A 23,231-nucleotide genomic window follows, 5' to 3' on the forward strand; every position below is an offset into this window, starting at 1 on the left:
TTGCTTCAATTAAAACAAACCTTTCCATTAATTCCGCCTGCTCAGAAGATAAATTCATCGCTTTCCTTCGTGTACGGGGAAATCCATTTGTTATAGAATCCAACACCTTCTTGTGAGGTTTAATCATGTCCAATCGCAAATAACTTTCCGCAATAGCCCCTTTGTTTTTGCTGCTTTTTATTGATGGGATGGGGTTGAGCCTGCTTTTTCCTGCTAGGGGAGCACTCGATTAAAAAATCAGAATATGGAAATCTGCACGGCTGGGAATTGGAGAAAGAATCAGCAGCAGGACAAAAGAAGGTTAACGAGATTTTTGATCGTATAATAAAGCCTTATTGGATTCAAGAAGAATTAGAGCAAAAGGACTAAGAAAAAACATCAAAAATAAAACTTCTTACGGTATTTCCGAGGGATTGTTGATTAAATGGTTTGGGTCGGAACTACTGGCTTTCAAATCCGTGTTAGTTAACATAACGGAACCGCCCCTCTTTCTCGCACAATTTGTTGCAAAATAAGCAAATGCAGATTTGTTGCAGTGGAAGACCTGTGATGTTTTGATGTACGCGGCCTTTAATATTCGCAATATTTACGAAAAAACTCTGAAGGAAAATGGTTTTGATCAGCACAAGAAAACGGCGATAAGCCAATATATGGGCTTGACAAAAAGTTAAAAGAATTTAAGTCGGAAAGTAAAGAAGACGACAATCTTTCGAAAGACCCTGAAATAAGAAAATTACACGAAGAAGCAGGAAAAGCCTAAACTTCTATTTCTGTGATTGCAAAAGAGGAATTAGAAATTTTAAGAAGAAGTTCTGAAATCGTTAATATATTCAAATTACTCAATGTGTTTTCGGTTAATGTGCCGCTAGGGATTGTAGGAAACTTTCCTCTAATAGTAAGTAGTAAGCCTTGGTTTGAGTCGAGATGTTGATCCCGAATCATGCCCTAATTATCATCACTTAATTGAAGACCCATAGGCTCTTATTTAGACAATGGGAAACAGTACAACAGCTTGGAACATAGCAACAATCAATAAAATTACTAGAAAACTTTATGACTGTGAGAAAAGCTTTTAAAAGAAAATATCAATCAAGTTAGATCTCAATTTAAGGAACTCGCAGAAAGTAGAAAAGGTATTTCATAAAATTCTATAAATGGAACCGTAACGATTGATGCTGAGGGTGATCATCAGGTGGCTTTTTCAGCGATTGTTGAAGGTGTGAAAACAATTTTTTCTAATTTAGGAAATATAAAGAATCAACTGGGTGAAAGCTTTTTCCCTGCTCGGTTATGGCTCAATGTCGCCAAGTTCCCCTGTGCCCAAGCATTATGGGGGATCAATTATTAGCTTGGGTGCGAAATGGCCTAGGTGAGGAAATTTTAATCAACACTAAGCGGCAAGTCGAGCGAAATGTTTTTAGATGGTCGCAGGAGTCTCACTTCTTTTGACAAGAGATTCCAAGGCAACGTCTACGCCCAAGCCCTTTAAATTGTATTAATTAATGAGGATCTGAAAAGTTTGCTGATGGTGGAAAAGGGAATAGAGTAGGATTCTTTCGAAGATCAAAGACTAGCTAATCGCGACTATTATCAGTTTGATGGTCCCAATAAGGAGAGGGTATTAAGACCCGAGGATAGAGATTAAATTCAAAAACAAATTGACACATGGTTGTGCCGAAATATCCTAGGTCCAAAAATAATCTTAAAAAGGAATTTAGGAGCAGTTGCCCAATTAGATATTGAGTTCAAGCGAGCGGTAGGAATGTTTTCTCGAGTCGGGTTTAGCACTACAGACTGTAAAAAGTTTTTTAGCGATGGTGGTGCAGCAAATAAAAATCACTTAACAGGGTCGGATTTAACTCTTTATTCGGAAGAAGCGCAGAGTTATCTTATTTGTTGTCGCTAACCGATGAAGATAGGGTCGCGAGACCGATACACGGAAATTTTTAAATACCGTTATTCGAGCCATCCAAGAAAATAGGCCAATAGGTAAAATAAAGTATGGTAAAACTACATGGGATAAGTTTGTTGAATTAGAAGTGGACGAGTTAAAAGAGAGGATTCTACCCCAACGACAAAATGAAGAAAAAATAGAAGAAGCCCTTGGCCTTACCCTTTAAAACTTCAACGAGCCCTGTGATTGAACAGGGCTCAGTTAATCGCTGGTTGTCATATTTTTTCTCCTATGTTAGGATTGCCCCACTCTCTAAAGGATAAGGATATTCAGTGTGTTTCCAACAAACGAGCTCATCAATCTTTCCCGTTTTCAATTTTTTAACAGCACTCTTTAATTTTTTTGTTCTTTTAACGTTAAGTTTGACTTGGATTTTGCTCATCATGGAGTCGGTTTACGTCAAAACCAGGAATGCTATTTACAAAGACATGACTTAATTTTGGTCGAAATTATTAGCCATTAATTTCGCGATGGGTGTATTAACCGGTATTATACTTGAATTTGAATTCGGTCAAAATTAGGCTTACTTCTCACGGACGATTGGCGGCAGTTTCGTGCCGGTGTTGGCCGTCGAATGAATCACCGTTTTTATGTTAGAAGCCACGATGCTTGCCCTATTCTTTTTGAGCTGGAATAAAGTGGGTAAAAAAGCCAATTTGCGAATCACCCTTTTTAATGGCATTAGGCGCGGGCCTTCCTATCGTTAATATTTTAGCAAGCAACAGTTGGATGCAAAAATTTACCGCGACGACCTTTAATTATCAAAACATAAGCTTAGAGTTGCACAGCATTATTGGGCTTTATTTAAATTCCTTGGCACAAATACAAATTAGTCACGTCGCTTTTGACGATTTTTTAACGGGTTCAATATCTGTTATCTAGGTGAGTGCTTTTTTATATATTGGTAGGAATGGATATAGAGTTTGCGAAACGCTCTTTTACCGTGGGGGTGGGTTTTGGATTAATTTGCGCTTTGGCTGTTGCTTTTTATGGGGATCAAAATGGATTGCAAGTTGCTAAATATGAACCTGAGAAAATGGCCGCCATAGAAGCGCAATGGCAAACGCAAAAACCGTCGGCGTCTTGGTATCTCGTCGCTTTTCCCAGTCAAAAAGGATAAAAAAATTATTTCGTCATTCCTATTCCTTACGGGTTGAGTCTCATTGCCACACACTCCCTAAAAGGCCTTGTGCCTGGTGCGCTTGAGTTGATGAAAGGTTATAAGCAAGGCATTGAAAATAGCAATCTCGCAATCTTTATAATCGTTATAAAAACGATTTTGGTTTTTATTAGATCGTTATAATCTTCGTGTTGTGAATTCGACCCCGGCGGAAATTGAAGCGGCGACGCGCCGCGATACTATTCCTAACACGGCCATTGCTTTTTGCTCCTTCCGATTTATGTTTGGGCTTTGGGGCCTGATGCTTTTATTATTAATTTTTGGTTTTTTTATTGTTATTGCAATACACTCACGCAGGACCGCTTATTTTTACGCTGTGCACTTTACGCTATTCCATTGCTTTTTTAGCTGCTGAATTCGGATGGATTCTGGCAGAAAGTGGTCGCCAACACGTGGAGCATACACGAAATATTGCCGACTTTTATGAGTGTTGTGACAATATCCGTATCGACCGTAATGACGAGTTTATTAGGCTATATTGCTTTTTATTCGTCATTATTTGTTATTGAATTATTTTTAATGTTTAAATACGCTCGTCGCGAACGCAGCAGTTTAGAGATCGGGCGTTATTATTTTGAAAGGTAAAAAAACGACTTTGAAAGTAGTTTGACGGATGATCATTGGTTCAATTTTAGTTGTCTATGCAAACACCGCTGGCTTTGGTTTTAGCGTCACTATGATCATGCTTTTTTGCGCAATGAAACGCAGTGACGAATTTTGCTTAATACGAGTGCGCCCATCTAAGGTGATAATCTCACTTGGATTTTATTTGTGGGTGGCGGGCTTTCGTCGTTTGCCGGTGGTTTATAGCACAGCGTTTTCCAGGTTATATTTATTTCATTATTTATCATGTGGGCTCTTTTTTTGCGTCCGCTAGGCTATGATTATCCAGGAAAATTGCCGAGTCCTATTTGGTGGCGTTTATGGGATCTTGCTTTACTCATTAGTTCTATCGTGCCAGTATTTTTCTTTGGGTTGGCTTTTGGCAACTGCTTGCTAGGGTTTCCTTTTCATTTTGATTCCCTATTTCAAGATTATTATACGGGAAGTTGGTTTGAGTTATTTAATGGCTTTGGAATTTTATCGCGAACAGCTTCTGTTCTAATGGTACTCATGCACGGTTCAGCTTATATCCAGGGAAGAACCGAAGGAGATCTGCGTGAATTAGGTTGAAAAATCCATTACATTGCCACTGTATTTTTAACGATTGCTTTTTTACTCGCAGCTCTTTTGGTGCTTTATCGCATTAAAGGCTATACATTACTTACCCTAAAGACGCCACGATTTATCCGCTTAATAATCTAGTTATCCGTGCCATGGGTGTGTGGTTAAATGGCTATAATCATCACCCGCGGGAATATTTCGGATCTATTTTTGCTTATCTAGGGATAATATTAACTTTGTTAAGTAATTTTTTTTAGGTAATATACTTTCTGTTTTTGCTCGAGTGCATTAGCGATCATGGGACTTATTTGGCACTATCGGATTCACTGTATTCCATTTTACTATGCCATCCTCAACAGCGGCAGAGCAAAGTTTGATTGTATGAAATGTCACTTCCAGTCAATATGGATTAAATGTAATGCTTTATGTCGGGATCATTCTATTTATTATTATTTTGAGTTATAAACTTTATGTGTACTATATAATATGATCTAAACAAAAAACCATTATCGAAAAAGATTTGGAAGCGGATAAACATTATTATTGAGGGAGTATGTTTTATATAATTACAGGTTTGTTGTTATTGCTCGCTATGAGATTTGGATTTTATTTAACGTTGCGAATGGACAAATGTATCGGGTGGCAAAGCGATAAAATCACGTAGATGAGTAATACTTGGAAAGTTATTGAGGAAAAGCCTTCGCTTATCGAAGGCGATGTGCATGTGTGGCGCGTCTTTTTAGATCGTCCCACTCAAGGAATCGAAAAGAAATGGAAAATTTTATCGCCGGGAGAGCAAGCGCGGGCTGATCGTTTTATACAATCCGAACATCGGCGTCGTTTTGTAACCTCGCATGCAGCGTTGCATACTATCTTAGCGAGCTATTTACCGGAATTAAAAGGACGAGTCCGATGTCGTTATAACCATCATGGAAAACCCTATCTTAAGGACAGCCCTTTACTACAATTTAACCTTTCAGATTCAAGCGCTTTCGCTTTGTGTGCGGTAACGCGGAATCGAGAGGTTGGTATTGATATCGAATTTATGAAATCGGGTGTTCACGTCGAGCAAATCGCCGAGCGGTTTTTCTCGCCTGAGGAAAGCCAAACGTTGAAAGCATTACCCGCTGAAGCACGGCTTGAAGGATTTTATCGAATTTGGACATTGAAAGAGGCTTATCTAAAAGCGATTTCTCAGGGATTATCTTTCCCCTTGCAGAAATTCACAACGGATGCGAAAGCGGAAAAGGATGCCCTCTTATGGGTCCAAGGCGAGCCGGAAGCACCAGCTCAATGGTCGCTTTCTCCTCTTCCCAGCGCAAAAGGCTACATGGCGGCTCTCGCCGTCCAAGCCCCAATTAAAAGCATCCATTATTTTGATTGGGCCCCAGGCTGACCAAAGCTTTTCTTTTTCCACATTCAGGTTGACATCCACTGTATTGTTACGCACAATATCACGCTTGATTTTTGAGGTGATTTGTGCATGACATCGGTGAAAAAGCCCGACAGGGTTCTTTCATCTTTGTGATTTGAGTGGGTAAGCGTATTTGGAGGGGTTCCCGAGTGGCTAAAGGGATCAGACTGTAAATCTGACGGCTCAGCCTTCGTAGGTTCGAATCCTACCCCCTCCACATCAGAAGACAGAGGACTGATGACAGAAGACAGATCGCTGTGTCGCTTCGCGATAGTTTAAAAAATATATTGCGACGAAGCCGCACCACCTTCAGTGTCTTTTGAAAAGCGGGTGTAGTTCAACGGTAGAACTTCAGCCTTCCAAGCTGATAGCGTGGGTTCGACTCCCATCACCCGCTCCGCCCACATAGCTCAGGCGGTAGAGCACTTCCTTGGTAAGGAAGAGGTCACCGGTTCAAGTCCGGTTGTGGGCTCCAGACTGGTAGCGAGGCTTACTGCAACGCCTTAAGAATTATTATTTGATTAATCGTTTTTTCGGAGGTCATCTTCATGTCGAAGGAAAAATTTGTAAGAGAGAAGCCGCATGTGAATGTTGGGACGATTGGGCACGTGGATCATGGGAAGACGACGTTAACGGCGGCGTTGACGAAGGTGTTGTCGGAGAAATACGGTGGTGAAAAGAAAGCCTTTGACCAGATTGACAACGCGCCAGAAGAGCGTGCACGCGGGATCACGATAGCGACGTCGCACGTGGAATACCAAAGCGACAAGCGCCACTACGCGCACGTAGACTGCCCGGGCCACGCGGATTATGTGAAGAACATGATCACGGGAGCGGCGCAGATGGACGGAGCTATATTGGTGGTGAGCGCAGCGGACGGCCCGATGCCGCAAACGCGAGAACACATTGTATTGGCTAAGCAAGTGGGTGTTCCGAACATAGTAGTTTACTTGAACAAAGCTGACATGGTGGATGACAAAGAGTTGTTGGAATTAGTGGAAATGGAAGTGAGGGATTTATTGAACAGTTATGATTTCCCGGGCGATGAGACGCCGATTATAGTGGGCTCAGCGTTAAAGGCGTTAGAAGGTGATAAGAGTGAGGTTGGGGAGTCCTCGATAATCAAATTAGTGGAAACAATGGACACGTATTTCCCGCAGCCGGAGCGAGCGATAGACAAACCGTTTTTAATGCCGATAGAAGATGTGTTTTCGATCTCAGGCCGAGGGACGGTGGTGACGGGACGCGTAGAGCGTGGGATCATCAAAGTGGGAGACGAGATAGAGATAGTGGGGATCAAGGAAACGATGAAGACGACGTGCACGGGCGTTGAGATGTTTTGCAAATTATTGGATGAAGGTCAAGCGGGTGACAACGTAGGGATTTTATTGAGAGGGACGAAACGCGAAGAAGTGGAGCGGGGTCAAGTATTGGCGAAACCGGGGTCGATCACGCCGCACAAGAAATTTGAGGCGGAGGTTTATGTGTTGTCGAAGGAAGAAGGCGGGCGCCACACACCCTTTTTACAAGGCTATCGGCCGCAATTTTATTTTCGCACGACGGACGTGACGGGCCAGTTATTGAGTTTACCGGAAGGGGTAGAGATGGTGATGCCGGGAGATAATGTGAAAGTGACGGTTGACTTGATTGCGCCGGTAGCGATGGACGAAGGGTTACGATTTGCGGTACGGGAAGGTGGCCGCACGGTGGGAGCAGGAGTGGTAACGAAGATTATTGAATAATCGGAGGTTGCAGAAGACTGCGAGGACAATAGATAGAAACGTTGTGTTGTTGATACAACAATTGAAATTAGTGGCGGCGAAGCCGCACCACTTACTGTTTTCTGTTTAGGCCAGTAGCTCAATTGGCAGAGCAGCGGTCTCCAAAACCGCAGGTTGGGGGTTCGATCCCCTCCTGGCCTGCTAACGAGAGCTGGCTCTCTGAAGCAGTGGATAAGAGAAAATTTATGGCCCAACAAAGTGTAACGCTAGAAAAAAAGTCACGGTTCGATGGCTTAAAATGGCTGCTAATTGTTACTCTTTTGGTCGCAGCGATTGTAGCTGAATTTTATTATAGCCAAGTGACGTGGGCTATTCGTGCAGCCGTTGGGATTGTCGTGCTTGTGATATTATTGGCGATCGCTTCACAAACTGACAAAGGCCGAATGGCTTGGGGTTTTATTAAAGGCGCGCGGACGGAGTTGCGCAAAGTAGTTTGGCCAACTCGTCAAGAGACGCTTCAAACAACGTTGGTTGTTATTGTGATGGTTGTAATTACGGCCCTCATTTTATGGGGCCTTGATAGTTTATTTATGTGGGCTATCGGATGGATGGCTGGACAAAGAGGATAATAAAATCTCGCGTCCGAAGAATTATTGTTCTTGTTGATCGCGCTGGGGGTTTTGAGGAGTTTATTAAAGATGACTGAAGAAAAAAAACGTTGGTACGTGATACACACTTATTCGGGTGACGAAAATTACGTTGTTAAAGTGCTTAAAGAACATATCCATCTAAAAGAACTCAATGAATTTTTTGGTGAAATTATTGTTCCAACAGAAGAAGTGGTGGAAATGCGAAGTGGGCGAAAAAGAAAAAGCCAACGCAAATTTTTTCCAGGTTACGTTTTAGTGCAAATGATCATGAATGATAAAACCTCCGACCTAGTACGAAACATACCCCAAGTAGTACGTTTTATCGGGGGCATTACTGATAAAGATGCAGCACAAATTTTACGACGGGTTGAAGAAGGGGAGGCCAAACCTAAACCGAAAGTGCTTTTTGAGCCTGGTGAAGTCGTTCGTGTAATTGAAGGCCCGTTCGCCGATTTCAACGGCGTGGTTGAAGACGTCAATTACGAAAAAAACCGTTTGCGAGTCTCAGTTCTTATTTTTGGACGTTCGACGCCGGTCGAATTGGAATTTGGTCAGGTCGAAAAAAGTTAGGAGCATAGAGTAAATCTGTGCGTTTAAAGTAAAATCTCTGGCGTTTGCGGCCGAGATTTTTTAAAAGCAATTGGGGAGCTCATTGAATAACAGATGATGAGCGATTGAACCCAGGAGAAAATTATGGCAAAGAAAATAACGGGCTATATTCGCCTTCAAATAAAGGCCGGCGAAGCCAATCCCAGTCCACCGGTGGGTCCAGCGTTGGGCCAACATGGCGTTAACATCCGGGAATTTTGTGAAGCATTTAATACGGCAACCAAAAATATTGAAAAGGGCTTGCCGACTCCCGTCATTATCACGGTGTATGCGGATCGCACTTTTTCTTTCATTACTAAAACGCCGCCCGCTTCTGTTTTATTGAAAAAGTTTGTGCTTAAAGGTAAAAGCGGTAGTGCGCGCCCTAACACGGAAAAAGTAGGTAAAGCAACGCGTCAGCAATTAGAGGAAATCGCCAAAATGAAAACACCCGATCTCACCGTAGTTGATTTAGAGGCCGCTATCCGCACCATCGCAGGAACAGCGCGCAGTATGGGCATCGACGTAGAGGGGGTTGAATAATGGCGGCAAGACTGACGAAAAGACGAAAAACCCACGCCGAAAAGGTGCAGCGTGATAAAGCTTACCCTTTTTCAGAGGCTATCAAGTTAATAAAGGAATGTGCAAAAGCGAAATTCAATGAAAGCATTGATGTAGCGATTAACTTAGGGATCGATTCTCGCAAGTCCGATCAGGCTATTCGTGGTGCCACCGTCTTGCCACACGGAAGTGGGCGCACGGTGAAAGTAGCTGTTTTTGCTCAAGGAGATAATGTAGAAAAAGCTAAAGCCGCTGGAGCGGACATCGTTGGCTTGGACGATCTCGCTGAGCGCATCCAGGGCGGGGATATTGATTTTGACGTGGTAATAGCAACGCCCGAAACCATGCGAGTTGTGGGTAAATTGGGTCAGGTATTGGGACCGCGGGGTTTAATGCCCAATCCAAAGGTAGGCACGGTAACCACGGATGTCGCTTCGGCGGTGAAGAATGCCAAGCAAGGCCAAATTCTCTATCGTATTGATAAAAATGGTATTATCCACTGCACTATTGGCAAGATGGGTTTTGAAGAAAAGGCACTGGAGGAAAATTTCCTAGCTTTATTGAATGATATCAAAAAAGTTAAACCGAGCGCAGCTAAAGGAACATATTTAAAGAAATTAACGTTATCAAGCACAATGGGTCCTGGAATAGCTATAGATCAAACAACAATAGGATCCTAAATTGCGCAACATCCGGAATTAGTAGCCTGTATGGATCGAAGCGGAATACAGGTATGGGGGGTGACGTTAGAAAAGATTTCGCGGTAAACGTCATTGACGTTAACCGTCGAAGACCGTGGGTACCTGATGGTTTAAAAGCACGTCTAGGTGTGCTGCTCACGCAGACGGTGCTTATCCAACAGGTTGTCACCGAAACGGTGGAAATAGCAAGAGCTATTTCTTTGTAATAACAACGGGAGAAGAGGCAGTGGCTTTAAATCTCGAACAGAAAAAGGCAATGGTTGCGGAAATCACAGACATCGCCAATGAAGCGGTTTCTGTGGTGGCTGCTGATTATCGCGGCTTAACAGTATCTGAAATGTCCGAATTACGAAAAAGCGCTCGCGAAGCACGCGTGCATATGCGCGTGTATCGCAACACGCTGGCGCAACGGGCATTTAAAGAGACAACCTATGCCTGTCTCGAAGAAGTACTAACGGGTCCCATTGTGTTGTTTTTTTCACAAGAGGAACCTGCTACTGCTGCTCGTTTGATTGAAAAATTTATTAAGGAACACGAACGTCTGGAAGTAAAAGGCTTGGTGTTGGATGGTGAATTGTTGCCGGCAGAGAAATTGAAATTTGTCGCGCGATTACCGTCTCGTGAGGAGGCCTTGAGTCAATTGGCGGCTGTACTATTGGCGCCAGTGGCTAAGTTGGCCCACACCATTAATGAAGCTATTACTCAGGTTGTCCGAGTCATGGCAGCTGTGCGCGATCAAAAAGCAGCTTAGTACTTAATAGTAAACTTTTTGGAGTAAATAATAATGGCACAATTATCAAAAGATGACATTTTAGAAGCAGTCGCCAATATGAGCGTCATGGAGGTGGTGGATTTAGTGAAAGCAATGGAAGAAAAATTTGGTGTTTCTGCTCAAGCAGCCATTGCGGTGCCGGGACCGGCAGCCGGGGGCGAAACGGTTGCAACTGAAGAAAAAACGGAATTTAACGTAAAGATGGCCAGTTTTGGCGACAATAAAATTGGCGTCATTAAAGCTATCCGCACCATTACAGGTCTTGGATTGAAAGAAGCCAAAGATTTGGTGGAATTAGTCCCGAGTGTGGTGAAAGAAGGCGTTTCTAAGGAGGAAGCGGAAAAAATTAAGAAAGAGCTTGAAGAAGCAGGTGCCAAAGTTGAGTTGGAATAATCGACTCGCCCAATGCTTGTTGAGCGCTCCACGGTGGTCTCGCGGAGGCGGGGCCTCCATTGGAAAGAATGCCTAATGGCATTCTGGCTTCTCGCTTTTGCGAGAATGGTGTTAGTATCATCGTTTAGTTAGTTTAAAAATGAGGTGTGTACATGGCGCAAGCGAATAATAGAAGTAGGAATTCAGCTACGATTTCTTATCCTGAGAAAAGACGCGCGCGCGTCAATTTAGGGAAACGCGAAGTCGAAATATTAAAAACGCCTTATTTATTAGAAACACAGATAGAATCTTATCGAAAATTTTTGCAAAAAGATATCGCCGCAGAAAAACGCGAAGATAACGGTTTGCATGCCGCCTTTAAATCTGTTTTCCCTATTACCAGCTATTCTGGGTATGCAGTGCTTGAATACGTGGGTTACAGTTTAGGAGAAGAATCTACTCTTTTCGATGTTGAGGAATGTAAATTACGGGGATTGACTTACGCGGCTTCTTTGAAAGTCAAGATGAGGTTGGTCATTTACGATAAAGAAGCCCTTGCCGGTAAAAAAGCCATCAAAGATATTAAAGAGCAAGAAGTTTACATGGGCGAAATTCCATTGATGACAGAGACGGGCAGTCTTGTCATTAACGGGACTGAGCGCGTGGTGGTTTCACAGCTCCATCGTTCCCCCGGCGTCTTTTTTGAACATGACAAAGGAAAAACGCATTCATCGGGAAAATTATTATATTCTGCCCGAGTCATTCCTTATCGTGGTTCCTGGTTGGATTTTGAATTTGATGCTAAAGATTGTTTATTTGTGCGTATTGATCGTCGGCGAAAGTTGCCAGCCACGGTTATTTTGCGCGCGCTTGGTTATGATACCGAGCAAATCCTCGATATGTTTTATAAAACCAATCGCTTTCATCTTAACCAAGAAAGCGTCACCTTAGATTTGATTCCGCAGCGGTTACGAGGCGAGCTCGCGGTTGTCGAAATAAAAGATAAAAAAGGTAAAGTTATCGTTGAAGCCAATCGTCGAATTTCAGCGCGCCACATTCGCCTCATTGAAAAAGCAGAAATTAATAAACTTGAACTGCCCGACGATTATTTATATGGCAAAGTCATTGGGAAAACCATTATTGACGAAGAAACTGGCGAAATCATAGTGCACGCGAATGAAGAAATTACCGCTGAATTATTAAAAAACTTACGCGCCACGAAAACGGCGTTGTTGGATACACTTTATATCAACGAGATCGAATGCGGTCCGTACGTTTCTGATACTGTGCGGTTAGATACCACGACCAACCAACTTGAAGCACTCGTGGAAATTTACCGCATTATGCGCCCGGGCGAACCACCCACAAAAGAAGCGGCAGAAAGTTTGTTTGAAAATTTATTCTTCTCGCCGGAGCGTTATAGTTTATCGGCAGTGGGACGGATGAAATTTAATCGCCGTGTAGGCCGTAAAGAATTAACCGGATTGGATGTTTTATCCAAAGAAGACGTTGTTGATGTATTGCGCGTATTGGTCGATATTCGTGATGGTAAAGGTAATGTCGATGATATCGATCATCTGGGAAATCGACGTATCCGAAGTGTGGGTGAAATGGCGGAAAATCAATTCCGCGTGGGTCTTGTGCGGGTAGAGCGCGCCGTTAAAGATAGACTCAGTTTGGCCGACGTCGAAAACCTCATGCCCCAGGATTTAGTAAACGCTAAACCTGTTTCTGCAGCCATGAAAGAATTTTTTGGTTCAAGCCAACTATCGCAATTTATGGATCAAAATAATCCGCTCTCAGAAATCACTCATAAACGACGCGTATCCGCCTTGGGACCAGGAGGATTGACGCGAGAACGTGCGGGGTTTGAAGTACGTGACGTGCATGTGACGCACTATGGGCGAGTTTGTCCTATTGAAACGCCCGAAGGTCCTAATATTGGGTTGATTAATTCTTTAGCTGTTTTTGCTCGGGCTAATGAATATGGATTTTTAGAAACACCTTATCGTAAGGTCGTTGATCGTGTAGTGACTGATGAAACGGAGTATTTGTCAGCTATTGAAGAAGGTGATTATTACATTGCGCAAGCCAATACCAATGTTGATGAAAAAGGACGGCTAGTTGATGATTTAATTTCCTGTCGGTATAAAGGGGAGTTTACTTTAACGACACCCGATAAGATTGATTATATGGATGTGTCGCCGCGACAAATTGTTTCCGTTGCTGCTGCGTTAATTCCTTTTTTGGAACACGATGACGCTAACCGTGCATTGATGGGATCAAACATGCAACGCCAAGCCGTGCCCACCATTCGGCCGGAAACCCCGTTAGTGGGAACCGGTATGGAGCGTACCGTGGCAGTGGACTCAGGGGTAACGGTCATTGCTAAGCGCAGCGGTGTCATTGACTCCGTTGACGCTTCGCGAATCGTTGTTCGCGTAGACCGAAAAGAAACGGAAAACGATGACGACATCGGCGTGGATATCTATAACTTAACGAAATTTACTCGCTCTAATCAGAATACCTGCATTAATCAGCATCCCATTGTAGAAGTCGGTGATAAAGTTCAAAAAGGAGACGTATTAGCGGATGGCCCCTCCACCGATATCGGTGAGTTAGCGCTGGGGCAAAACTTATTAGTCGCTTTTATGCCGTGGAACGGATATAACTTCGAAGATTCCATTTTGATTTCTGAGCGATTGGTGGAAGAAGATCGCTTTACCACCATCCATATTCAGGAATTTACCTGTGTGGCCCGCGATACTAAATTAGGGCCGGAAGAAATCACTTCGGATATTCCTAACGTCGGTGAAAGTGTGTTGGCGAAATTGGATGAGTCCGGTATTGTCCACATCGGTGCTGAAGTTAATGCCGGCGATATCTTAGTCGGTAAGGTCACCCCTAAAGGAGAAACCCAACTTACCCCAGAAGAAAAATTATTGCGCGCCATTTTTGGTGAAAAAGCTTCAGACGTAAAAGATACTTCGTTACGCGTAACACCCGGTATTACCGGAACCGTTATTGACGTTCGTATCTTTACTCGCGAAGGCGTTAAGAAAGACGAACGGACCTTAAAAATAGAAAAAGCTGAATTGTCGAGAGTTGAAAAAGATCTCAATGACGAGCTACGGGTTCGGGAAGACGCACTGTTTGAAAATTTGGAAAAATTGCTGACGGGAGGCGTTGCTGCGGGTGGACCAAATAAACTCGCTAAGGGAACGAAAATTACGAAAAATTACTTAGTCGATTTACCCCGACAGAAATGGTTTGAAATTCGTTTGCAAGACGATGTTGCCACCAAGCGGCTCGAAGCTTCTCACGAACATTTTAAAGAATTGCGTGAAACGCGAGATGCTAAATTAAAAGATTCACGACAAAAATTAACCCAAGGCGGTGATTTAGCGCCGGGCGTCATTAAAATTGTGAAAGTTTATCTTGCTGTAAAGCGACGCATTCAAGCTGGTGATAAAATGGCAGGGCGTCACGGTAATAAAGGTGTCATTTCCACCATCGTCCCTATTGAAGATATGCCCTATTTAGAAGACGGAACGCCGGTGGATATCGTTCTTAATCCTTTAGGAGTACCGTCGCGGATGAACATCGGTCAAGTGCTGGAAACTCATCTGGGTTGGGCCGCGAAGGGATTAGGCAAAAAAATTGGTGAAATAATTGAAAAGGGCGCGGACGCTAAAGAGCTTCGTAAGTTATTGAAACCCATTTACGGTTTGAGTAAGACCCAGCGCTTTGATTTAGAGGCATTGGAGGATTCTGAAATTGTGACGTTGGCGAAAAACTTGCGAAAAGGCGTACCCATTTCCTCGCCTGTATTCGACGGAGCGACCGAGGAAGAAATTAAGCAGTTGCTGAAAATGGCAGATCTTCCCTCGTCCGGCCAAGCCGTATTGTACGATGGTCGAACCGGCAAAAAATTCGATCGGCCGGTTACCGTCGGTTACATGTACATGCTGAAGCTTAACCATCTAGTCGATGATAAGATGCACGCGCGCTCCACAGGATCATACAGTTTAGTGACGCAGCAACCCCTCGGCGGGAAGGCTCAGTTTGGCGGTCAACGGTTCGGTGAAATGGAAGTGTGGGCATTGGAAGCCTACGGAGCAGCTTATACGTTGCAAGAAATGTTGACGGTTAAATCCGACGACGTAGCTGGCCGCACGCGCATGTATAAAAATATCGTCGACGGCGATCATCGAATGGATGCAGGCATGCCGGAGTCATTTAACGTATTAGTAAAAGAAATCCGTTCGTTGGCGATTGATATTGGTTTGGAGAATGATTGATAAATTAGTCCTTGCCTCTTGAGTGAGGGTGTGGACAGAAAGACTTAAAACCCGTCGTCCCCGCGCGAGCGGGGGACGACAAAGCCTAAAGATGAAAGAGTTTTTAAAACAAGGCCTGCCATCAATTAGCTAGGCTGAGCCGAAAGTCGTTGATTTTCGAGGACAGCAGCATACATGGAAGTATGTGAGCAGCACACCACAGAAAATTAACGGGTTATGGATAGCATAATAGAATTGATGACAGGCCCTAATAAGCCTGGGAGAAAGCCTTGAGAGACTTAGTAAAACAGCTAAAAAGTGAAAAACACATGGCTGAATTCGATGCATTGCGTATCAAGCTGGCGTCTCCAGAAGAAGTTCGTTCGTGGTCGTATGGTGAAGTGAAAAAACCGGAAACGATCAATTACCGTACCTTTAGACCCGAACGCGAGGGATTATTTTGCGCAAAAATTTTTGGTCCTATTAAAGATTGCGAATGTTTATGTGGTAAATATAAACGTTTAAAACATCGCGGCGTCATCTGCGAAAAATGCGGTGTCGAAGTGACCTTAGCAAAAGTGCGTCGCGAACGCATGGGTCATATTGAGCTGGCTTCACCGGTGGCTCACATTTGGTACCTTAAATCATTACCTTCTCGAATCGGTTTGCTATTAGACGTGACGCTGCGGGACATCGAACGCATTTTATATTTTGAAGCCTATGTAGTGGTAGACCCGGGGATGACCGATTTAGAACCCCGGCAATTACTTTCAGAAGAAGCCTACCTGGATGCCGTAGAAGAATATGCTGATGATTTCACGGCATTGATGGGCGCGGAAGCCATCCAACGTTTATTGCGTGACATTGATGTTGAAGCAGAAATAGAGGTCTTACGTACCGAACTTCAAATCACGACTTCTGAAACCAAAACGAAAAAGCTAACCAAACGGCTCAAGGTATTAAGTGCATTTTTAGAGTCGGGAAATAAACCCGAATGGATGATATTAACCGTATTGCCCGTTTTACCACCGGATTTACGGCCTTTAGTTCCGTTGGATGGCGGGCGTTTTGCCACCTCAGATTTAAATGATCTTTACCGTCGGGTGATTAACCGTAATAACCGATTGAAGCGGTTGTTGGATCTCAATGCGCCCGACATCATCGTTCGCAATGAAAAACGCATGCTACAAGAAGCGGTCGACGCATTGCTCGATAACGGCCGGCGCGGACGAGCCATTTTGGGCTCAAACCGCCGTCAACTGAAATCATTAGCCGACATGATTAAAGGAAAATCGGGTCGTTTCCGCCAAAATTTATTGGGTAAGCGAGTTGATTATTCAGGCCGTTCCGTCATCGTCGTTGGGCCTACATTAAAATTACATCAGGCCGGCTTGCCGAAGAAAATGGCGTTAGAGTTATTTAAACCTTTTATCTTTAGTAAATTGCAACTGCGAGGTTTAGCTACTACCGTCAAAGCTGCTAAGAAATTGGTAGAAAATGAAGGGCCGGAAGTTTGGGATATTCTCGAAGAAGTGATTCGCGAACATCCCATTTTATTAAACCGCGCACCTACGCTACACCGTTTGGGAATTCAGGCATTTGAACCGGTGCTGGTGGAAGGAAAGGCTATTCAGTTGCACCCGCTCGTTTGTACAGCCTATAACGCTGACTTTGACGGTGACCAAATGGCCGTGCACGTTCCATTGACGCTCGAAGCGCAACTGGAAGCACGCTCGTTGATGATGTCCACTAATAACGTTTTGCATCCAGCCAATGGTGAGCCGATTATCGTTCCCTCTCAAGATGTGGTGTTGGGCCTTTATTACATCACGCGTGACCGAGTTAATGCTAAAGGGGAGGGTATGCGATTTGCTGATGCCCAAGAAGTGGTCCGCGCTTACGAAAACGACCAAGTGGATTTACACGCTCGGATTGCCGTGCGCATCAAAGAAGGCATTTTAAACGAAGCGAGAGAAATAGAAGAAAGCGAGCGCTTAGTAAATACCGCTGCCGGCCGAATTTTATTATGGCAAATTGTTCCTAAAGGGTTGCCGTTCGCATTAGTGGATCAACCGATGACAAAAAAAGCGGTAACAAAGTTACTTGACTTTTGTTACCGCAATTTAGGATTGAAAACCACCGTTATTTTTGCGGATAAATTAATGTATATGGGATTTCATTACGCGACCCATTCTGGCGTTTCCATTGGGATTAATGATCTTGTTGTCCCCGACCAAAAGGAAGCCATTATATCCCGGGCTGAAGATGAAGTTCGTGAAATTGAAAAACAATACGCTTCCGGTTTAGTGACTCACGGGGAGCGTCGAAATAAAGTGATTGATATTTGGTCCCGCACCAATGACCAAGTGGCCAAAGCGATGATGGAAAAAATCGCGGTTGAAAAAGTTAAAGATGCTGAAGGTAAAGAAGTCGCACAAAGCTCTTTTAATTCGATTTACATGATGTCCGATTCCGGCGCCCGAGGTTCCGCAGCACAAACTCGCCAATTAGCGGGAATGCGGGGTTTAATGGCAAGACCGGATGGCACCATTATCGAAACGCCCATTACGGCAAACTTCCGAGAAGGTTTGAACGTTTTACAATACTTCATTTCAACCCACGGGGCACGCAAAGGTCTTGCCGATACCGCGCTGAAAACTGCTAACTCGGGTTATTTAACCCGGCGTTTAGTTGACGTGGCTCAAGACTTAGTCGTCACGGAACACGATTGCGGGACGGAAGCTAGTATTCAAATGATGCCCCATATTGAAGGGGGCGACGTGGTTGAGTCATTGCGGGAACGCGTGTTGGGACGAATATTGGCAGAGCCCGTAATTGATCCGAAGTCGGGGAAAGAATTGCTCACCAAAGATACTTTTCTGGATGAAAGACGGGTTGACATTCTGGAAGAGCACAGCATTGACCGAGTAAGGGTCCGATCGGCCATTACCTGTGAGGCGCGTTATGGAATTTGCTCGATGTGTTATGGACGCGACCTAGCTCGCGGCCACGTTGTTAACGTGGGAGAAGCGATTGGGGTGGTGGCCGCCCAATCCATCGGGGAACCTGGCACGCAGTTGACCATGCGTACCTTCCATATTGGGGGTGCTGCTTCGCGAGCCACCGCAGCCAATAATATTGAGGTAAAATCCACCGGCAAAATCAAATTGCGTAATTTGAAGACCGTTGAGCAAGCGCAAGGGAATTTGGTCGCTATTTCTCGTTCCGGTGAATTAGTCGTTCAAGACTTTCAAGGCAGTGAACGTGAACATTATAAAGTCCCCCATGGCGCGACCATCTCTGTACGAGATGGCGATTCAGTAAAAGCAGGCCAAATTGTGGCGCAATGGGATCCTCATACCCATCCGATTATTACTGAAGTCGCGGGTACGTTAAGGTTTGTGAATTTGGTCGATGGGGTCACCATGAATCGACAAACCGATGAATTAACCGGCCTTAGCAGTATTGTTATCACTTCCACCAAGCAACGCAGTGCGAGCGGCAAAGAGTTGCGGCCGATGGTGAAGTTAGTGGATAAGAATGATAATGATCTTTTCTTGTCGGGCGGGAAAGTGCCCGCTCATTACTTCTTGCCGGAAGGAACTTTTCTTACGAAGGAAGATGGTACAACGGTCAACATTGGTGACGTGCTGGCGCGTATCCCGCAAGAGACCTCCAAAACGCGTGATATCACCGGTGGTCTTCCCCGAGTAGCCGACCTGTTTGAAGCTCGACGGCCCAAGGATGCCGCTATTCTCGCTGAAATTTCAGGGGTCGTAAGTTTTGGGAAAGACAGTAAAGACAAAGGTCGCTTAATTATTACGGCGCCTGATGGCACAACTCACGAGGAATTAATTCCAAAATGGCGTCACGTCAGTGTTTTTGAAGGTGAAACCGTGGAGAAGGGGGAGGTCATCGCCGATGGTCCTCGGGATCCGCACGATATTCTTCGACTGTTGGGCGTCAACGCGTTGGCGAACTACATCGTGAATGAAGTACAGGAAGTTTACCGACTGCAAGGCGTGAAAATTAACGATAAACACATTGAAGTCATTGTGCGCCAGATGCTTCGTAAGGTAAAAATTACTCAGCCGGGCGATACTGATTTATTTCAAAATGAACAAGTGGAACGTAATCGAGTACGCGAAGAAAACGAAAAAATAATTAAAAAAGATGGCACAGTGGCCAAGGTGCAACCGATTTTACTCGGAATCACTAAAGCATCCTTAGCTACTGAATCTTTTATATCAGCGGCATCGTTCCAGGAGACCACGCGAGTATTAACGGCGGCCTCTGTGGCAGGTAAACGCGATGATTTACGCGGATTAAAAGAGAACGTTATCGTGGGGCGTCTAATCCCGGCTGGCACCGGGTTCAGCTATCATCATCAGCGACGTGCCGTTGCTGGAAAGAGCAGCGCTGAGGAGAAGGAAATAGAAGAAAAACAGGTAACAGCGAGCGAAGCGGAGCAGGCTTTAAGCGAAGCCCTCAAATCTTCCGCACCGCAAGAAGCAAAAGTAGTGCAAAAAGACGAATAAATTAAGAATCAATTGCATGCACAGAAGCACGCCCCTTTCCATTCAGCGGGGGTGTCTGGGTGCGTGAATATGAGCGAAGCGAAATACGGGCTACTTGTTGAAAACCTACACTTTCAATCGCACCTAGAGTGTTTAATTAACTTGACAGGGGTAACAACCTTTATTTAGAATCCCCGCTCTGCGTTGCGCATTCATTATTAATGAGATGCTTAAAATGCGTCCGGGGGTTCTTTATTTTTTGGAGATAGTTTTAATGGCAAGAATCAATCAGTTAGTGAGAAAGCCGCGTCGTGCCAGAGCGAAGAAAAGTGACGTGCCGGCGCTGGAAGGCTGTCCTCAAAGACGAGGGGTTTGCACGCGGGTATACACGACGACTCCTAAAAAGCCAAACTCGGCCCTGCGAAAAGTAGCTCGGGTGCGGATCACTAACGGTGCTGAAGTGACTGCTTATATTGGTGGTGAAGGTCACAATTTACAGGAGCACTCCGTTGTTCTTATTCGTGGCGGACGGGTTAAAGACTTGCCTGGCGTTCGTTACCATATCGTGCGTGGCAGCTTGGATACGGCGGGTGTTTTAGGTCGGCGCCGCGGTCGTTCGAAATATGGTGAAAAGAAACCGAAAGAGTAAGAGAGGTTTGTAATGGCGCGAAGAAAAACAGCCCCGAAACGAGAGACGTTACCAGATCCACTTTTTCACAGTGAGCTTTTGGCAAAGTTTATTAACGCCGTGATGCGAAATGGTAAAAAGTCCGTCGCAGAAAAAATCGTTTATGGTGCGTTTGATGTTGTGGCGAAGCGGGTTCAGAATAAATCTGGGGAACAAGGCGATGGAGGCGGTGAAAGTGGTGGAAGAGTGGACGGTATAAAAAAACGTTCTTTGGGCGATATTCGCACTGATGAAAATGCGCGCGCGCTAGCTCTCGAAACCTTTAAAGAGGCATTAAATAAAGTCATGCCCAACGTTGAGGTTAAATCGCGTCGCGTGGGTGGTTCGACTTACCAAGTCCCCGTAGAAATTCGCATGGCGCGTCGACAGGCCTTAGCGAGGCGCTGGCTAGTGGAGTATGCGAACAAACGCAATGAAAAAACAATGGTTTTACGCCTGGCTCGTGAAATCCTTGATGCAGTAGAGGGTCGAGGCGCCGCGATTAAGAAACGGGAAGATGTACACCGAATGGCGAAAGCTAACCAAGCATTTGCCCATTATAGATGGTAGATAAAAACAATGGCAACAGCTCGAGAAATTCCGTTAAATCGTACGCGTAATATCGGTATTATGGCGCATATCGACGCGGGTAAAACAACGACCACCGAACGGGTTCTTTATTATACAGGCGTGTCCCACAAAATGGGGGAGGTGCATAAGGGGAGCGCGGTAATGGATTGGATGGAGCAAGAACAAGAGCGTGGAATAACGATTACCTCCGCGGCGACTACTTGTTACTGGTTGGGCATGGATCAGCAATATCCGAAGCACCGCATTAATATTATTGACACTCCTGGGCACGTGGATTTTACCATTGAAGTTGAAAGATCCCTGCGCGTGCTAGATGGCGCAGTCGCTGTCTTTTGTTCTGTGGGCGGTGTAGAGCCTCAAAGTGAAACGGTATGGCGTCAAGCGAATCGTTATCAGGTGCCGCGTTTGGGTTTTGTCAATAAAATGGACCGTACGGGGGCGAATTTCTTGCGGGTGGTCAACCAAGTTAAAGATCGATTGAATGCCAATCCTATTCCTATTCAATTGCCTATGGGCGCCGAAGAAGATTTTAAAGGCGTTATTGATTTGATTCGAGAGAAGGCTATTTATTGGAACGAGGCTGACAGAGGGCGAACGTACGAGCTCGGCGACATTCCCGAGGATATGAAAGCAGAAGTCCAAAAATGGCGGAAAAAAATGATTGAAGCCGCAGCGGAATCTTCCGAAAAATTAATGGATAAATATTTAGAAGCGGGTGATTTATCTCCAGAAAAAATTCGCCAAGGATTACGCCAACGTACATTAGCGAATGAAATCGTCCCGATATTGTGTGGCAGTGCCTTTAAAAATAAGGGAGTACAAGCGTTATTGGATGCCGTGATTGATTATTTGCCTTCACCTACCGACGTGCCTGCCATTCGTGGTGAAGAAGACGATGGTTCTGAGGGTTCACGAATTGCTTCTGACGATGAGCCTTTTGCAGCGTTGGCATTTAAAATCGCATCGGACCCCTTCGTTGGAACGCTAACTTTTTTCCGTGTTTATTCAGGGATTTTGAAATCTGGCGATTCAGTTTACAACCCCATTAAAGGCAAAAAGGAGCGTATTGGGCGTCTCTTACAAATGCACTCAAACTCCCGGGAAGAAATTAAAGAAGTGCGTTCTGGCGACATTGCCGCCGCTGTGGGTCTTAAGACAGTCACGACCGGCGACACCCTTTGCAACCAACAGAATATTATTACCTTAGAAAAAATGGACTTTCCGGAGCCCGTAATTTCTGTGGCTATCGAGCCAAAAACGAAAGCCGATCAGGAAAAAATGGGGGTTGCGTTAGGTAAACTGGCACAAGAAGATCCCTCTTTTCGGGTGCATACCGATGAGGAATCAGCCCAAACCATTATCGAAGGGATGGGCGAGCTTCACCTTGAAATTATCGTGGATCGAATGCGACGCGAATTTAACTTGGAAGCGAATGTCGGTAAACCCCGAGTAGCTTACCGAGAAACCATCTGTCGCTCTGTAGAACAACAAGGTAAATACATTCGTCAAACAGGGGGGCGTGGACAGTATGGGGACGTATGGTTACGAATTGAGCCCAGAGAACCCGGCGCCGGCTTTGAGTTTGAGAACGCTATCGTTGGCGGTGTGGTCCCAAGAGAGTACATCCCAGCAGTAGAAAAAGGGGTTCGTGAGCAGATGGAGAATGGCATCCGAGCTGGATACCCCGTGGTCGACGTTAAAGTCACTATTTTTGAAGGCTCTTATCACGATGTTGACTCCAGTGAAATAGCATTTAAAATTGCGGGCTCGATGGCTTTTAAAGAAGGCGCTTCCAAAGCAGATCCAGTATTACTGGAGCCAATTATGAAAGTTGAAGTGGTCACGCCAGAAGAGTACATGGGAGACGTCGTGGGAGACCTAAACCGTCGGCGTGGTATGATTCAGGGCATGGACGAGAGTCCCGCTGGAAAAATTGTTGATGTTGAGGTACCTCTGGCGGAGATGTTTGGCTATGCCACCGATCTTCGCTCATTAAGCCAAGGGCGAGCCACCTACACGATGGGATTTTTAAAGTATGCTGAGGTGCCGTCGAACATCGCTGAGGCAATTATTAAACAACAGAGTTAAGAAGAGGTAAT

General features: G+C 44.8%; 17 protein-coding genes, 4 tRNA genes and 1 pseudogene. All 22 read left to right on the forward strand.

Translation table 11 applies throughout. The features are described 5' to 3' along the window. Positions 1-2,228: 2,228 nt before the first annotated feature. Positions 2,229-3,719: pseudogene (locus tag OWO34_RS00955) on the forward strand (cytochrome ubiquinol oxidase subunit I). A gap of 264 nt (positions 3,720-3,983) precedes the next feature. Then, positions 3,984-4,307, forward strand: a complete 324-nt coding sequence (locus OWO34_RS00960; protein WP_267256227.1) for a cytochrome d ubiquinol oxidase subunit II — start codon at positions 3,984-3,986, stop codon at positions 4,305-4,307. 544 nt (positions 4,308-4,851) lie between these two features. Then, on the forward strand, positions 4,852-4,962 hold the full coding sequence (locus tag OWO34_RS00965) for a hypothetical protein (RefSeq protein WP_267256228.1): 111 nt from the start codon (positions 4,852-4,854) through the stop codon (positions 4,960-4,962). Continuing rightward, positions 4,963-5,694 (forward strand): 4'-phosphopantetheinyl transferase family protein, encoded by a 732-nt coding sequence (locus tag OWO34_RS00970; RefSeq protein WP_267256229.1) that lies wholly within the window; start codon positions 4,963-4,965, stop codon positions 5,692-5,694. It begins immediately after the preceding gene. Between the two features lie 153 nt (positions 5,695-5,847). Beyond that, positions 5,848-5,929, forward strand: a tRNA-Tyr gene (locus OWO34_RS00975). A gap of 109 nt (positions 5,930-6,038) precedes the next feature. After that, positions 6,039-6,109, forward strand: a tRNA-Gly gene (locus tag OWO34_RS00980). Between the two features lie 2 nt (positions 6,110-6,111). Then, positions 6,112-6,187, forward strand: a tRNA-Thr gene (locus OWO34_RS00985). Positions 6,188-6,260: 73 nt separating this feature from the next. After that, on the forward strand, positions 6,261-7,454 hold the full coding sequence (gene tuf, locus OWO34_RS00990; protein WP_267256230.1) for an elongation factor Tu: 1,194 nt from the start codon (positions 6,261-6,263) through the stop codon (positions 7,452-7,454). Between the two features lie 107 nt (positions 7,455-7,561). Then, a tRNA-Trp gene (locus OWO34_RS00995) sits at positions 7,562-7,634 on the forward strand. Between the two features lie 44 nt (positions 7,635-7,678). After that, entirely contained in the window at positions 7,679-8,062 is a 384-nt protein-coding gene (gene secE / locus OWO34_RS01000; protein ID WP_267256231.1) for a preprotein translocase subunit SecE, read from the forward strand. A 69-nt stretch (positions 8,063-8,131) separates the two neighbouring features. Beyond that, complete coding sequence (gene nusG / locus OWO34_RS01005; RefSeq protein ID WP_267256272.1) at positions 8,132-8,653, forward strand: transcription termination/antitermination protein NusG; 522 nt, start codon at positions 8,132-8,134, stop codon at positions 8,651-8,653. A gap of 123 nt (positions 8,654-8,776) precedes the next feature. Next, the gene (rplK, locus tag OWO34_RS01010) at positions 8,777-9,214 is read left to right on the forward strand and encodes a 50S ribosomal protein L11 (protein ID WP_267256232.1); all 438 of its coding nucleotides are present in this window, start codon (positions 8,777-8,779) and stop codon (positions 9,212-9,214) included. Next, entirely contained in the window at positions 9,214-9,912 is a 699-nt protein-coding gene (rplA, locus tag OWO34_RS01015) for a 50S ribosomal protein L1 (protein WP_267256233.1), read from the forward strand. The genes rplK and rplA overlap by 1 nt, the downstream gene beginning before the upstream one ends. A 53-nt stretch (positions 9,913-9,965) precedes the next feature. After that, the gene (locus OWO34_RS01020; protein WP_267256234.1) at positions 9,966-10,139 is read left to right on the forward strand and encodes a hypothetical protein; all 174 of its coding nucleotides are present in this window, start codon (positions 9,966-9,968) and stop codon (positions 10,137-10,139) included. Between the two features lie 20 nt (positions 10,140-10,159). Then, positions 10,160-10,684: a 50S ribosomal protein L10 gene (rplJ, locus tag OWO34_RS01025; RefSeq protein ID WP_267256235.1), complete on the forward strand. Its 525-nt coding sequence runs from the start codon at positions 10,160-10,162 to the stop codon at positions 10,682-10,684. 33 nt (positions 10,685-10,717) lie between these two features. Next, positions 10,718-11,098 carry a 50S ribosomal protein L7/L12 gene (gene rplL / locus OWO34_RS01030; RefSeq protein WP_267256236.1) on the forward strand — a complete coding sequence of 127 codons (381 nt, stop codon included), beginning with the start codon at positions 10,718-10,720 and terminating at the stop codon, positions 11,096-11,098. Between the two features lie 12 nt (positions 11,099-11,110). Beyond that, entirely contained in the window at positions 11,111-11,230 is a 120-nt protein-coding gene (locus OWO34_RS01035; RefSeq protein WP_267256237.1) for a hypothetical protein, read from the forward strand. 14 nt (positions 11,231-11,244) lie between these two features. After that, positions 11,245-15,378, forward strand: coding sequence for a DNA-directed RNA polymerase subunit beta (gene rpoB / locus OWO34_RS01040; protein WP_267256238.1), 4,134 nt, complete (start codon positions 11,245-11,247; stop codon positions 15,376-15,378). 269 nt (positions 15,379-15,647) lie between these two features. Next, positions 15,648-19,895, forward strand: a complete 4,248-nt coding sequence (gene rpoC / locus OWO34_RS01045) for a DNA-directed RNA polymerase subunit beta' (protein ID WP_267256239.1) — start codon at positions 15,648-15,650, stop codon at positions 19,893-19,895. Positions 19,896-20,148: 253 nt separating this feature from the next. Next, positions 20,149-20,523, forward strand: coding sequence for a 30S ribosomal protein S12 (gene rpsL, locus OWO34_RS01050; protein WP_267256240.1), 375 nt, complete (start codon positions 20,149-20,151; stop codon positions 20,521-20,523). Between the two features lie 12 nt (positions 20,524-20,535). Continuing rightward, positions 20,536-21,111, forward strand: a complete 576-nt coding sequence (gene rpsG, locus OWO34_RS01055) for a 30S ribosomal protein S7 (RefSeq protein WP_267256241.1) — start codon at positions 20,536-20,538, stop codon at positions 21,109-21,111. 9 nt (positions 21,112-21,120) lie between these two features. Then, on the forward strand, positions 21,121-23,220 hold the full coding sequence (gene fusA, locus OWO34_RS01060; protein WP_267256242.1) for an elongation factor G: 2,100 nt from the start codon (positions 21,121-21,123) through the stop codon (positions 23,218-23,220). The last annotated feature ends 11 nt before the right edge of the window (positions 23,221-23,231 follow it).

Origin of the sequence: Coxiella endosymbiont of Ornithodoros maritimus, assembly GCF_907164965.1 — a bacterium.
In the GTDB taxonomy this organism is placed as follows: Bacteria; Pseudomonadota; Gammaproteobacteria; order Coxiellales; family Coxiellaceae; genus Coxiella.